A 12,591-nucleotide genomic window follows, 5' to 3' on the forward strand; every position below is an offset into this window, starting at 1 on the left:
TCCGCCGCCATGGGCGCGTCCAGCAGCAGGCGCAGGCCATGCTCCCGGGCGGCTTCCGCCATGCCTTCCACCGGCGCGGCGAGGCAGAGGGCATCGAAGCCCAGTGCCGCCGCGCGGCTGGCGGCCCGCCGGAGCGCGGCGGCATCGATGGGGGCTGCGTGATAGATGGCGCCGGGCGGCGCCGCGAGAGGGCTGGGCGGCGGGCTCATGAGCCGCACCGCCGGGCCTGGATGGGGCGATAGCCGCTTTGCGTCGTCACGCGGGTCCTCGTGTCCTCACCAAAGGATGTCGGGTGCCATGCGGGCGCGCGATGTCCTCAGCGCCGGGGCCGCAGCAGCCGCGCCGTCAGCGCCGAAGCCGCCGCCACCACGATGGCCGACAGGATGGGATTGCTGGTCAGCGGCTTGGTCAGCCGGTCGAAGCGGGCGATCAGGCCGTGGCCGCCGGACTCGGGAACCTCGTCCTCCTCCAGCATGGCCTCGTAGCGGTCGCCGGTGGCGCGCACCTGGCGGAACTGGCGCTTCAGCACCTGCCGCACATCGGATGGCAGGTCTTCGGCCAGGGCATCGGCATAGGCGGCTTCCAGGGTGGATTCGCCGCGCACCACCTCCTGCAGCACGCGGGCGCGGCCCTTGCCGAAGAGCTTGCCCTGCAGGTCCAGCACCACGCGGTGGACATTGCCCAGGGTGCTGCCCTCGGGCTGCGGCGCGGCGCCGAGGCGGGAGAGAAGCGCGTCCAGCTCCTCGGCCATGGCGGCGCGCTTCTCGGCCAGCTCGGTGAATTCGATGCGAAGGAAACGGTCGGCGGTCTGGCGGCGGCCGGCGTCATAGCCGCGATGGCTGTCGTGCAGGTGGGCGCTCAGGGTGGCGAGGCTGTTCTGCCGCCCGTTGCCGCCGGTGGAAAGGCCCGGGTCCATCCGCTTCTCGAAGCCGGTCACGATGGAGGCGGTCCTGGTCTCGGTCATGTCGCTGTTCCCCTCGCTGCCTCAGCCTCGGCACCAATGGTGGCGCTGGCCGATCAACGAAGGGGTCAACGACGCAGAAGCGAATTCGTTGACGCCGGCCGCCGAGATAGCCTGGGCGTGACCGGAGCCCCGTTGCGCCTCAGCCGCGCGGCTTCTCCACGATGCCGGCCGTGCCGTACTTGCCTTCCGGCAGGTCCTTGTCGGCGCCCGGGGGCAGGGGGTCGGAAGCCTGGGGGTCCTCGCGCGGCGGCGTCTTCGGCTGCTGCGGGCTCGGTTCAGAGGCGCCGGGCGGCGGCGTGCCGGCGCCGGCGGGCTGCCGGTCCTGCGCCCCCTGGCGTGGGGTGGCACTGGGTTCGGTCATGGTCGGTTCCTTGATGTCTGCCGGTGCCGCGCCGGGAGCTTACTCGGCCACCACGCACAGGACCGGGTGCTCGGCCTCGACACAGGCGCGGAGCCTGGTGGTCGCACGGGCCGTCTCGCGCAGCACGGGCCGCCAGGAAGCCAGCCGCTCGGCCAGAGCGGCGCGCAATTCATAGGAGGGGCTGTTCGCCTCGTTCTGTGTCTTGAGAAAGGCCGGAAGCTCGACCGCAGCCCTCATATCCCTCACATCCTCATTACTCATCACCGGGGGGCCAATCTGGCCGCCCGGTTGAGTGCATCAACGGCGAGCTACTCCGAGGGTTTCTCAGTCATCGCGCGCCGCTGTGCCGCGCTCTGCTCACGGTTGCCCTGGGTGGCCTGGCCGCCCTTGCGCCCGGCCTGCGCCGCCAGTTCCCGGTTGCGGGAAAAGGAGCGGGATTCCGCCTGGACGCTCTGACCGCCCTTGCGGCCGGCCTCGGCCGCCAGCGCCGGGTCCTGCGCGAAGCTGCGCTTGGCGGCAGGAACGCTTTGCCCGCCCTTGGAGGCGATGTTGCGCTGCTTCTCGGGATCCATCGAGGCGAAACCCTGCTTGCCGCCGCCGCTGCGTGTGGATGCCATGGGTCTGATCCTTTCCTGTTGTCTCCCGGGCCTTCTGAATGGCCTGGTCATGGGAACAACCGGCGAGGCAAAGCCAAGTTCCCGCCTCCGGCCCGCTCCAAGCTTTGTGTTTCCTTGTTTTTCCGGAATTTGCCACCTGGAGGGCGGCTGCGGCGGCTCCGGGGCGAACCCGGCCGCGGCGCTCCCAACCCCAGGTTGGGAGCGCGAGAGGAGGCGCGGCGCGCGCGCCTCAGATGAACATATAGGCGGCGACCATGGCCACCACGGCCAGCACCAGCGAGATCAGCAGAACCCAGCGGATATGCCCGAGGGTCTGGCCCTGGCGTGCCGAGGTGGCATCCATCGGCCGTTCCGGCATGGGGGCGTGGCGGTCGGTCACGCGCGGCTGCGCGGCGCCCTCGCGCGTCGTGGGATTGGGGCCGAGGCCTTCCTGCGGCTCGAAGCGCGGAGTCTCGCTGCCGGGGGAGGAGTTGGTCGGAAAGCGGGTGTCGGACATCGCTCTGCTTCCTTGTGCAAGGGAAGGGCCACCAGGGGCTGCTTCGGCTGCCGCGCAGCCGCCTTCGCCGGGTCATCGCCAGGGCCGGCCCATCCGTCCGGCGCCTGCTGGAAGAATCCCGACGCCCCCGTTGAAGTTTCACCTCCGGACCAGATCGGAACTCCCGGCGTGGCCATTTGTTCTTTTCCGTACAAAGACTCTGAGGAGGAAGCCATGAGTGACCTGAACCGGATGTCCGGAGCCCCGCCAGGCCATGTGCCGCAGGAGCCGCATCTGCCGCGCGACGAGACCCTTTCGCTGATCTCCGCCGATAAGGTGGAGGGGACGGCGGTCTATGGCGCGGGCGGGCACCGCCTGGGCACCATCGAGACGCTGATGATCGACAAGATGCGCGGCACGGTGGAATACGCGGTGCTGGCCTATGGCGGCGTGCTCGGCTTTGGCGCGCGGCATTACCCGCTGCCCTGGCAGCAACTGCGCTACGACACCGAACTCGGCGGCTATGTGGTGGGGCTGGCGGAGGAAGACCTGCGGGAAGCGCCGTCATACGCGGCGGAGGAAACCGTGGACCTCGCCGACGCCGATTGGGGCGAGCGGGTCCATAGCTACTACGGGCCTTCGGTATCCACGCCGCGGGTGGGGTTCTGAGCGGCGACAGGTTCGAGGCGCCGGCGTTCCTCGGAGGCGGGAGTGCGGTGGAAGCGCTCCCGCTTCACGCCGGCCGCCGTTTCCTGCTCCAGCAGGGCATAGAGCGCCATGCGGGCGCGGTGGACGCGGCTTTTGACGGTGCCGACGGCGCAGTCGAGCACCTTGGCCACGTCCTCATAGGCCAGGCCGGAGCCGGCGACGAGCGCGAGGATGGAGCGGTGGTCTTCCGGCAGCTTGTGGAAGATGCGCTGGAAATCGGTCAGTTCCAGCCCTTCCTCCTGCCGTGCCGAGGTGGGGACCTGTTCCATCTCGGCATCGTCCATCTCGCGCGTCTGCTTCCGCTTGGCGACGAATTCGTTGAGGAAGCGGTTGCGGAGGATGGTGAAGGCCCAGGCCTTGAAGTTGGTGCCGGGCTGGAAGCGGTCCGCCGAGTTCATGATGCGGACGACCGTGTCCTGCACCAGGTCATCCGCATCGTGCCGGTTGCGGGTCAGGGACCTTGCATAGGCGCGAAGATCGGGCAGGCATGCGATGAGGTCGTCCTGGATCAAGGTCGTCACTGGCCCGATGTCCGCCCCGATGATGCTGATGGGATTGCATAAGGAACGCCTGCTGCTCGGCCGGGTTGCTGGCAGGCTTGTCCGTGGCGGCGGGCGGGCGCTGCAACTCCGACCTGTTTCCGGCTGTTGCTTCGGCAAGGCCCGCGCTTCGCCGGGGCCTCACACTGAGCGTGAAGGGAGAGCAGTCATGGCTGCCAACCAGGCCGATAAGACTTCTGGCGCCAATCCGGACAAGAGCCGGAAGGAAAACGAAGAGATCGTGGAGAAGTCGCTGGAGGATACCTTCCCGGCGAGCGACCCGCCCTCCAGCGGCAGCCCCAGCAAGTCCGTGGGCTGGGATGCGCCGGAAGGCGACAAGAAGGGCTGAGGAAGCCCCGCCCCGCCATCGCGGCCTCAGGCGGCCGCGATGGCCATGGGGAAGCGGATGAAGAAGGTGGTCGGGTGCTCGGTGAACTCGAGTTCCCCCTCCACCTGATGGGCGCAGGAGCTGACTAGCAGCAGGCCGAAGCCCCGGCTGAGCACGGTGTCCCGGTCCTCGATGCCCTGGCCGGTGTCGCGCACGGCCAGCACGAAATCCTCTCCCTCCCGCCGGAAGGAGACGTGCACCTCACCACCCTGGCCCTGGGTGAAGGCATGGCGCAGGGCATTGGAAACCAGTTCCGAGATCGCCAGCCCCAGCGGCAGGGCGTATTCGCCCGGCAGCTCCGTCGGTTCCGCCTGCACCGTCACGCGGATGTCACGGCCATCCACCAGCGAATCCGCCAGGCGGCCGCAGACTTCCCGGATGTAGTGCGACAATTCCACGCGACCGATGTCGCGGTTGCGGTAGAGGCTCTCATGCAGGGCGGACATGCCCTGGATGCGGAGCACCGTGGTGTTGAGGATGCGCGCCGCGGTGTCGTTGCCGGCGCGGCGCGCCTGCAGCCGGAGCAGGGAGCCGACGAGCTGGAAGTTGTTCTTGACCCGGTGCGTCAGCTCGTGATGCAGGGCGCCAAGCCGCTGCTGGGCCACAGCCAGTTGTTCCCGCGCGGCGGCGAGTTCCTGCCGCAACGCCACGAGCTGCTCCTGGGTCTCGGCCAGGGCCGCGTGGCAGGCAGCGTCATGGGGCATCAGGGCCCTGTTCCGTCCATGATTGGCAAAAGCCTGTCCCGAACGCTCACTGGTCGCGTGCCACTATGGCCCGCCCAGGGGGTTTCAGCAAAAGCCGGGGCCGGCGGCAAGCCCACCGGCAGGATGGCGGCTGTCATCAGAGCGTCATCGAACTGCAATAAGTTCGTCGCCTGGCGGAGATAGAAGGCCCGCAGCCCAGAGGGCCGTCCCCACGGTGCCGGGCCCGAGAAACGGAGAGTATGCGGTGAGCAATCGCCTTCTTGCCCTGGCCGCCGGCCTGGTGGCTTCCATCGGTATCGCGGTGACCGGCCATGCCCAGCAGGCCAGCATCACCGGCGCCGGCGCCAGCTTCCCCAGCCCGCTCTACCAGAAGTGGGCCGAAGCGGCGCGCGAGGGCGCCGGCATTCAGCTCAACTACCAGTCTGTCGGTTCGGGCGCCGGTCAGTCCCAGATCCGCAACCGCACCGTCGATTTCGGCGCCTCCGACGCGCCCATGACCTCGGAGCAGCTTCAGGAGGCGAACCTGATGCAGTTCCCCTCCACCATGGGCAGCATTGTCGCGATCGTGAACATCCCGGGGGTGGAGAGCAACAAGCTGCGCCTGACCGGCGAGCTGATCTCCGACATCTACCTCGGCAAGGTCACCAAGTGGAACGACCCGCGCATCGTGGAGATGAACAAGGAGGTCACCCTCCCCAATGTCGCCATCGCGCCGGTCTATCGCGCCGACGGTTCGGGCACGACCTTTGTGTGGGTCTCCTACCTCTCGGCCGTGTCGCAGGACTTCCAGCAGCGCGTGGGCGTCGGCACTTCCGTGAAGTGGCCGACCGGCGCGGGCGCCCGTGGCAATGAGGGCGTGGCCGGCACCGTGAAGAACGTGCGCGGCGCCATCGGCTACGTGGAATATGCCTATGCCCATGCCAATGGGCTGGTGACCACGCAGTTGCGCAACAAGGCCGGCCAGTTCGTCTCGCCCACCAGCGAGAGCTTCCAGGCCGCCGCCGCCAATGCGGACTGGAGCGCCAAGGACTTCGCCGCCTCGGTGGTGGATACCCAGGGCGAGAAGTCCTGGCCGATCGTGACGCCAACCTTCATCCTGCTGCCCAAGAACCCGGCGGATGCCACCAAGGCGCAGAACGTGATGAAGTTCTTCGACTGGGCTTACAAGGGCGGCGACGCCATCGCGACCTCGCTGGACTACATCCCGCTGCCGGAGGCGGTGGAGCAGGCGGTGCGCGCCGCCTGGGCCGCGCAGGTGAAGGTGGACGGCAAGGCGGTCTGGCCGGCGCAGTAAGGCCGGACTAGAGGGACGCCACGCCGAAGGGCGGTTCAATGGCGGGCGGGGAGCGGCTAGCTTCCCGCCCGCGCAGACATATCAACAGCCGGAGCCTCCAGCCTTGCAGCAGGCCGTAACCATGACCGCCGCGTCCGTCCCGCGCGATGCACGCCGGTCCGGCGCCCTGGGCGACACCATCTTCAAGGCCGCCTGCCAGGGCGCCGGCATCTTCGTGCTGCTGCTGCTCGGCGCCATCATCGTCGGGCTCTTCATCGGCGGCTGGGATGCCTTCCGCACCTTCGGCCCGGCCTTTGTCACCGGCACGGACTGGGACCCGGTGCAGGAGGTCTTCGGCGCCGGCGTCTCCATCTACGGCACGGTGGTCACCGCCGTGCTGGCCCTGGTCATGGCCGTGCCGGTGGCCTTCGGCATCGCCTTCTACCTGACGGAGCTGGCGCCCACCTGGCTGCGCGGCCCGGTGGGCACGGCGGTGGAGCTGCTGGCGGCGGTGCCCTCCATCATCTACGGCATGTGGGGCTTCTTCATGATCGTCCCCTTCATGGCGCAGACCTTCCAGCCGGCGCTGATCGACACGCTGGGCGAACTGCCGGTGATCGGCGCGCTCTTCTCCGGCGCGCCCTTCGGCACGGGCATCTTCACCGCCTCGCTGATCCTGGCGATCATGGTGCTGCCCTTCATCGCCGCCGTGATGCGCGACGTGTTCAACACCGTGCCGCCGGTCTTCAAGGAAAGCGCCTATGGCCTGGGCTGCACGACCTGGGAGGTCGTGCGCAACGTGGTGCTGCCTTATACCCGCGTCTCGGTGGTGGGCGGCATCATGCTGGGCCTGGGGCGCGCGCTGGGCGAGACCATGGCGGTCACTTTCGTCATCGGCAATGCCAACCGCATCTCCACCAGCCTCTTTGGCCCGGGCAATACCATCGCCTCGGTGGTGGCGCTGGAATTCGGCGAGGCGACGATGGGCAGCCTGAAGCTCTCAGCCCTGCTGGGCCTGGGCTTCATCCTCTTCGTGATTTCCTTCATCGTGCTGGCGCTCTCGCGCCTGCTGCTGCGCCAGAGGATGGCGAAATGAGCGCCTCCATGCAGGCTTCCTCTATGCCCGGGCGCCCGCGGGACCTGCGCGCCTCCGCGGCGCTGGGCCGCCGGCGCCGGCGGACCGATATGGCCGTCCGCGCCGCCTGCTTCGTGGCGACGGGCATCGGCCTGATGTTCCTGGTCTCCATCCTGGGCACGCTGATCTGGAACGGTGGCTCCGCGCTCTCGCTGCATGTCCTCACGGATGTCACGCGGCCGCCGGGCTCCAATGGCGGCTTGCTGAACCCGATCATCGGCAGCCTGATCCAGACCTTCATCGGCACCGCCATCGGCACGCCCATCGGGCTGCTGGTGGGCACCTACCTGGCCGAGTATGCCAAGAACACGCCGCTGGGCAACGCGGTGCGCTTTGTGTCGGACATCCTGCTCTCGGCGCCCTCCATCCTGATCGGCCTGTTCGTCTACCAGGTGCTGGTGGTGCCCTTCGGCGGCTTCTCCGGCTGGGCGGGGGCGGTGGCGCTGGCCATCATCGTCATCCCCATCGTGGTCCGCACCACCGAGGACATGCTGCGCCTGCTGCCCGATACGCTGCGGGAGGCCGTAATCGGCCTGGGTGCGCCGAAGTGGAAGATGATCACGCTGGTCTGCTGGCGCGCCGCGGCTTCCGGCATCATGACCGGAGTGCTGCTGGCCATCGCCCGCGTGGCGGGTGAGACGGCGCCGCTGCTCTTCACCTCGCTCGGCAACCTCAACTGGTCGCTGAGCCTCTCGGCGCCGATGGCCAGCCTGCCGCTGACCATCTACGCCTATGCCGGCTCGCCCTATCAGGACTGGATCGCCCTGGCCTGGGCGGGGGCTCTCATCATCACGCTCGGGGTGCTCGGGCTCAACATCTTCGCGCGCAGCCTGCTGCGCCGCCGGAAGTGAGGCAGATCATGGCAAGCGCCACCACCCGCATCGAAACGCCCGCGGCCGTCGCGGCCCAAGCCCACCAGAGCAGCCCGCCGAGCGAGGCGCGGCTGCAGGTGCGAAACCTCGACTTCTTCTACGGTGCCAACAAGGCGCTGAAGAACATCAACTTCGAACTGCCGGCGAAGCGGGTGACGGGCATGATCGGCCCCTCCGGCTGCGGCAAGTCCACGCTGCTGCGGGTGCTGAACCGGATGTACAGCCTTTATCCCGGCCAGCGTGCCACGGGCGAGGTGCTGATGGACGGCCAGAACATCCTGGACGACAACATCGACATCAACGCGCTGCGCTCCCGCATCGGCATGGTCTTCCAGAAGCCGACGCCCTTTCCGATGACGATCTACGAGAACATCGCCTTCGGCATCCGGCTGCACGAGAAGCTCTCCAAGACCGAGATGGACGAGCGGGTGGAATGGGCCCTGACCCGCGCCGCCATCTGGGGCGAGGTGAAGGACCGGCTGAACACCTCCGCCATGGGGCTCTCGGGCGGCCAGCAGCAGCGCCTCTGCATCGCGCGCACCATCGCGGTGCGGCCGGAGGTGATCCTGCTCGATGAGCCGACCTCGGCCCTGGACCCGATCAGCACGCTGCGGATCGAGGAGCTGATCGACGAGCTGAAGCGCGATTTCACCATCGCCATCGTCACGCACAACATGCAGCAGGCGGCGCGCTGCGCCGACCAGGTGGCCTTCTTCTACCTGGGCGAGCTGGTGGAAGTGGCGCCTGCGGAAGAGATGTTCACGGCGCCGAAGCAGCAGCGCACCCAGGACTACATCACCGGCCGCTTCGGCTGAGGCGGAGGAAAGACAAGAGATGCCCAACGAGCAGTCCGAGCATATCTCCCGCTCTTATGAGGAGCAGCTCAAGAAGCTGCGGGAGATGGTGGCCCGCATGGGCGGGCTGGCCGAGCGCCAGGTGGCCGATGCCGCCTATGCGCTGATCCGCCGCGACACCGAACTGGCCGGCGAGGTGATCGGCCGCGACGGCGAGATCGACCAGCTGGAACGCGACATCGAGAATTTCTGCGTGCGCCTGCTGGCCCTGCGCCAGCCGGTGGCGAGCGACCTGCGCTTCGTCATCGCGGCCATGAAGGTCTCCAACGCCATCGAGCGCATCGGCGACTATGCCCGCAACTGCGCCAAGCGCGCGGTGGTGATCAGCCAGCAGCCGCAGATCGGCGGCTTCCAGGGCTTCCAGTATATGTCGCAGCTGGTGCAGCAGAACCTGAAGGAAGCGATTGACAGCCTGGTGAACCAGGATGCCACCGCCGCCGAGCGCGTCTGGGCCGCCGACGCCAATGTGGACGAGGTCTATAACGGCATCTTCCGGGAGCTGCTGACGCATATGATGGAGGATGCGCGCAACATCACTGCCGCGACGCATCTTCTCTTCGTGGCGAAGAACTACGAGCGTATCGGCGACCATGCCACCAACATCGCCGAGACGGTCTTCTATGCCGTGCGCGGCGGGGCGCTGCCGGAAGAGCGGCCGAAGGGCGATACTTCGCCCTTCGCCGTGGTCCGGCCGCCCGTCTGAGGAAGGACATCCCATGCCCGACCTGAACCTGGGTGCCGGCAGCCGCCCCACGATCCTGGTGGTGGAGGACGAGGCGCCGCTGCTGACGCTGCTGCGCTACAACCTGGAGAAGCAGGGCTTCCGCGTCGAGGAAGCGATGGATGGCCAGGAGGCGCTGCTGCGCGTGGCCGAGGCGGCGCCGGACCTGATCCTGCTGGACTGGATGCTGCCCGCGCTTTCCGGCCTGGAGGTCTGCCGCCAGTTGCGCCGCAAGGCGCCGACGCGGGACCTGCCGATCATCATGGTGACGGCCCGCACCGAGGACCAGGACGCCGTGCGCGCCCTGGATACCGGCGCGGACGACTACATCTCCAAGCCCTTCGTGATGGATGCGCTGATGGCGCGTATCCGGGCGCTGCTGCGGCGTTCCTCCGGCGTCGGCGCCAAGGGCGTGCTGAGCTGGCGCGACATTTCCATGGACCAGGACGCGCACCGCGTGACGCGCGCCGGGCGCTCGCTGCAACTGGGGCCCACGGAATACCGGCTGCTGGAATTCTTCCTGCAGCACCCGGGCCGCGTCTTCTCGCGCGAGCAGTTGCTGGACAGCGTCTGGGGCCGCGACATCCATGTGGAGCCGCGCACGGTGGACGTGCATATCCGGCGGCTGCGCAAGGTGGTGAACGGGGAGGGTGAGCTGGACGTCATCCGCACCGTGCGCAGCGCCGGCTATGCGCTGGACGTGGAACCCCACTAAGCATCTTTACCCGGTCGGGCGGCCTTGCCGGACCGGGTTCCGCCTTATCCCTTGACGCGCGCTGGATTGCCGAAGGCGGTGGCGCCGGCTGGCACATCCCGCGTCACCACGCTGCCGGCGCCGATCACGGCGTCATCCCCGATGGTGACGCCGGGCAGGATCAGCGCGCCACCCCCGATCCAGACATTGCGCCCGATATGGATGGGCCGGCCGAATTCCAACCCGGCATCGCGCGTGGCGTGGTCGCGTGGGTGGTCGGCGGTCAGGATCTGCACGCCGGGGCCGATCTGCGTCTTGTCGCCGATGGTGACGGCGACGACATCCAGGATGACGCAGTTGAAGTTCAGGAAGACGCCTTTGCCCAAGCGGATGTTGTAGCCGTAGTCCACGTGGAAGGGCGGGCGCACCGTGGCGCCTTCGCCGATGGCACCCAGCCCCTCCGCCAGCAGCTTGCGCCGCTCCGCCAGCGGCAGGCCGAGGGAGGCGTTGTAGCGCACCATCCAGGCGCGGGCGGCGGCGGCATCGGCCTGCAATTCGGCATCGCCGGCATCGTAGAGTTCGCCGGCCAGCATCTTTTCCTTCTCGGTCGGCACGTCTGTCTCCTCCAGCGGTGATGGAAGGCTCAGGGGCGCCAGGGCAGCGTCCCGGCCGGAAGGCGGCGGCCCAGCAGGCTGGCCAGGGCCATCAGCCCGGCCACCAGCAGCAGCGAGAGGCAGGAGACGGCGGCGGCCTGCGGCGACTGCCCGCCGTCCTGCAGGTTGAAGACCAGCACGCCCAGCGTCTGCGTGCCGGGGCCGTTGAGCAGGGCGCTGACCGTCACCTCGTTCACCGCCAGCAGCATCACCAGCAGGGCGCCGGCGGCCAGGGCAGGGGCCATGGGCGGCAGGTGCACGGCGCGCAGCCGCAGCAGCAGCCCGGCGCCCATGCCGCGGGCGGCATCCTCCAGCGCCGGGTCCATGCGCGCGGCGGCGGCGGCCACGGGGCGCAGCGCCAGGGTCTGGAAGCGGGCGAGATAGGCGAAGAGGATCAGCCCCAGCGTGCCATAGACCAGCCCGCCGCCGGGCAGCCCCAGCACCAGCAGGATGACCGAGACGGCGGTGCAGGCGCCGGGCAGGGCATAGGTCAGGTCGGCCGCCATGGCGGTGGCGCGCACCGTGCGGTGGCGCAGCGCCAGGGCCACCGGCAGCGCCGCCAGGCCCAGCAGCAGCGCGGCGCCGCCGGAGAGCATCAGCGAATTGGCCAGAGCGGCCAGGGTATGCGCCCCTGGCGCGACAGTGGCGGCGAAGTGGCGGGTGGTGAAGCTTTCCAGCGTCAGCGCCATGCCCATGGCCGGCACCAGCGCCGATGTCAGCAGCGAGGCCAGCGGCAGCGCCAGCACGGCCAGCAGGTAAAGGCAGAGTGGCAGCAGCAGCAGGCGGTCCAGCCCGGTGGGCGCCAGGGGTTCGAAGGGCTTGCCGGACTTCCAGCCGCTGCGGCGGGCGGCGAGCGTCTGCGCCAGAAGCCCGGGCAGGGTCAGCGCCGCCAGCAGCAACGAAAGTGCCGCGACCTGGGAGAGCGCCGCCGCCCCCGTGGCGGAAAGCCGCTGCCAGATCAGCACCGTCAGCACAGGGAAACGGCCCGGGATGCCCAGCAACGCCGCGATGCCGAAATTACCCAGTGCCGAGATGAAGGCGAGGCCCGCGCCCGCCAGCAGCCCCGGCCGCAGCAGCGGCCAGACCGCCATCCGCAGCGCGCGGGACGGCGTGGCGCCGAGGCCGCGGGCGGCCGAGAGCACCTCTCCCGGCAGGCGGCGCACCAGGGCGGCGATGGCCAGGAAGACCAGCGGCGCGTTCTGGATACCCAGCAGCAGCACCATGCCGCCAGGGCCATAGAAGGGATTCTGCGAGCCCAGCGGCGGCGCCAGCCCCAGCGAGATCAGCAGTGGCGAGGAAGGCCCGCTGGCCTGGATGAAGGCCAGGGCCATGATCTGCGGCGGCACCAGCAGCGGCAGGATGCAGAGGAAGATCAGCAACCGGCGGCCTGGCACGTCCCGCAGCAGCAGCAGCCCGGCCTGGGCGGTGCCGATCAGCACGGCCAGCAGCATGGCGCCGCCCGCCACCGTCAGGCTGCGGCCGGCGGCGCGCCAGACGGCGGCATCCTGCGCCAGGGTGCTGATGGCGGGCCCGGCGGCCTCAGCCAGCAGGCGGGCGGTAGGCGCGATCCCCACCACGGCCAGCCAAAGGATGGCCAGCACCCCCAGCGCGGGCGGGCGGGACAGTGAGGACC

Annotated in this window: 18 protein-coding genes; 8 read left to right on the plus strand and 10 right to left on the minus strand. The window is 69.2% G+C overall.

Annotated elements, in window-relative coordinates; genetic code table 11:
* From IBL25_RS19860 to IBL25_RS19885, 6 genes are all read right to left on the minus strand, one after another.
* Positions 1-209, minus strand: a 209-nt coding sequence (locus IBL25_RS19860; protein ID WP_202986830.1) for a hypothetical protein, incomplete at its 3' end; no start/stop codon positions are given.
* Between the two features lie 107 nt (positions 210-316).
* Positions 317-964 carry a PA2169 family four-helix-bundle protein gene (locus IBL25_RS19865; protein ID WP_187780250.1) on the minus strand — a complete coding sequence of 216 codons (648 nt, stop codon included), beginning with the start codon at positions 962-964 and terminating at the stop codon, positions 317-319.
* A 139-nt stretch (positions 965-1,103) separates the two neighbouring features.
* The gene (locus IBL25_RS19870; RefSeq protein WP_187780251.1) at positions 1,104-1,325 is read right to left on the minus strand and encodes a hypothetical protein; all 222 of its coding nucleotides are present in this window, start codon (positions 1,323-1,325) and stop codon (positions 1,104-1,106) included.
* 39 nt (positions 1,326-1,364) lie between these two features.
* Positions 1,365-1,562 (minus strand): hypothetical protein, encoded by a 198-nt coding sequence (locus IBL25_RS19875; protein ID WP_187780252.1) that lies wholly within the window; start codon positions 1,560-1,562, stop codon positions 1,365-1,367.
* A 71-nt stretch (positions 1,563-1,633) separates the two neighbouring features.
* Positions 1,634-1,942 carry a con-10 family general stress protein gene (locus IBL25_RS19880; protein WP_187780253.1) on the minus strand — a complete coding sequence of 103 codons (309 nt, stop codon included), beginning with the start codon at positions 1,940-1,942 and terminating at the stop codon, positions 1,634-1,636.
* A 229-nt stretch (positions 1,943-2,171) separates the two neighbouring features.
* Complete coding sequence (locus IBL25_RS19885; protein WP_187780266.1) at positions 2,172-2,438, minus strand: hypothetical protein; 267 nt, start codon at positions 2,436-2,438, stop codon at positions 2,172-2,174.
* 213 nt (positions 2,439-2,651) lie between these two features.
* Here IBL25_RS19885 and IBL25_RS19890 point away from each other — a divergent pair, with 213 nt between their 5' ends.
* Positions 2,652-3,086 carry a PRC-barrel domain-containing protein gene (locus IBL25_RS19890; RefSeq protein WP_202986831.1) on the plus strand — a complete coding sequence of 145 codons (435 nt, stop codon included), beginning with the start codon at positions 2,652-2,654 and terminating at the stop codon, positions 3,084-3,086.
* On the opposite strand, the gene IBL25_RS19895 is transcribed toward IBL25_RS19890, so the two are convergent.
* A complete protein-coding gene (locus tag IBL25_RS19895; protein WP_187780254.1) occupies positions 3,047-3,646 on the minus strand; it encodes a sigma-70 family RNA polymerase sigma factor in 600 nt (199 codons plus the stop codon). The genes IBL25_RS19890 and IBL25_RS19895 overlap by 40 nt on opposite strands.
* A gap of 187 nt (positions 3,647-3,833) precedes the next feature.
* Between IBL25_RS19895 and IBL25_RS19900 the strand changes: the two genes are divergently transcribed.
* On the plus strand, positions 3,834-4,013 hold the full coding sequence (locus IBL25_RS19900) for a hypothetical protein (RefSeq protein ID WP_187780255.1): 180 nt from the start codon (positions 3,834-3,836) through the stop codon (positions 4,011-4,013).
* 26 nt (positions 4,014-4,039) lie between these two features.
* Here IBL25_RS19900 and IBL25_RS19905 read toward each other — a convergent pair whose 3' ends face one another.
* Positions 4,040-4,756: a sensor histidine kinase gene (locus IBL25_RS19905; protein WP_187780256.1), complete on the minus strand. Its 717-nt coding sequence runs from the start codon at positions 4,754-4,756 to the stop codon at positions 4,040-4,042.
* Between the two features lie 244 nt (positions 4,757-5,000).
* On the opposite strand from IBL25_RS19905, the gene pstS reads away from it, so the two are divergent.
* The 6 genes from pstS to phoB all read left to right on the plus strand — a co-directional run bounded on the left by pstS (position 5,001) and on the right by phoB (position 10,326).
* Positions 5,001-6,050, plus strand: a complete 1,050-nt coding sequence (pstS, locus tag IBL25_RS19910; protein ID WP_187780257.1) for a phosphate ABC transporter substrate-binding protein PstS — start codon at positions 5,001-5,003, stop codon at positions 6,048-6,050.
* Between the two features lie 121 nt (positions 6,051-6,171).
* The gene (gene pstC, locus IBL25_RS19915) at positions 6,172-7,125 is read left to right on the plus strand and encodes a phosphate ABC transporter permease subunit PstC (RefSeq protein ID WP_238940549.1); all 954 of its coding nucleotides are present in this window, start codon (positions 6,172-6,174) and stop codon (positions 7,123-7,125) included.
* Positions 7,122-8,015, plus strand: coding sequence for a phosphate ABC transporter permease PstA (gene pstA / locus IBL25_RS19920; protein WP_187780259.1), 894 nt, complete (start codon positions 7,122-7,124; stop codon positions 8,013-8,015). The genes pstC and pstA overlap by 4 nt, the downstream gene beginning before the upstream one ends.
* A gap of 8 nt (positions 8,016-8,023) precedes the next feature.
* Positions 8,024-8,851 carry a phosphate ABC transporter ATP-binding protein PstB gene (gene pstB / locus IBL25_RS19925; protein WP_187780260.1) on the plus strand — a complete coding sequence of 276 codons (828 nt, stop codon included), beginning with the start codon at positions 8,024-8,026 and terminating at the stop codon, positions 8,849-8,851.
* 19 nt (positions 8,852-8,870) lie between these two features.
* Positions 8,871-9,593 (plus strand): phosphate signaling complex protein PhoU, encoded by a 723-nt coding sequence (gene phoU, locus IBL25_RS19930; RefSeq protein WP_187780261.1) that lies wholly within the window; start codon positions 8,871-8,873, stop codon positions 9,591-9,593.
* Positions 9,594-9,606: 13 nt separating this feature from the next.
* Positions 9,607-10,326, plus strand: a complete 720-nt coding sequence (phoB, locus tag IBL25_RS19935; RefSeq protein ID WP_187780262.1) for a phosphate regulon transcriptional regulator PhoB — start codon at positions 9,607-9,609, stop codon at positions 10,324-10,326.
* A gap of 44 nt (positions 10,327-10,370) precedes the next feature.
* Here the strand turns inward: phoB and IBL25_RS19940 are convergent, their stop codons facing one another.
* Positions 10,371-10,898, minus strand: coding sequence for a sugar O-acetyltransferase (locus tag IBL25_RS19940; protein WP_187780264.1), 528 nt, complete (start codon positions 10,896-10,898; stop codon positions 10,371-10,373).
* Positions 10,899-10,948: 50 nt separating this feature from the next.
* A partial coding sequence (locus IBL25_RS19945) for an ABC transporter permease (protein ID WP_367615647.1) occupies positions 10,949-12,591 on the minus strand: 1,643 nt, incomplete at its 5' end.

It is taken from the genome of Pseudoroseomonas ludipueritiae, from assembly GCF_014490445.1.
Taxonomy (GTDB): Bacteria; Pseudomonadota; Alphaproteobacteria; order Acetobacterales; family Acetobacteraceae; genus Pseudoroseomonas; species Pseudoroseomonas ludipueritiae.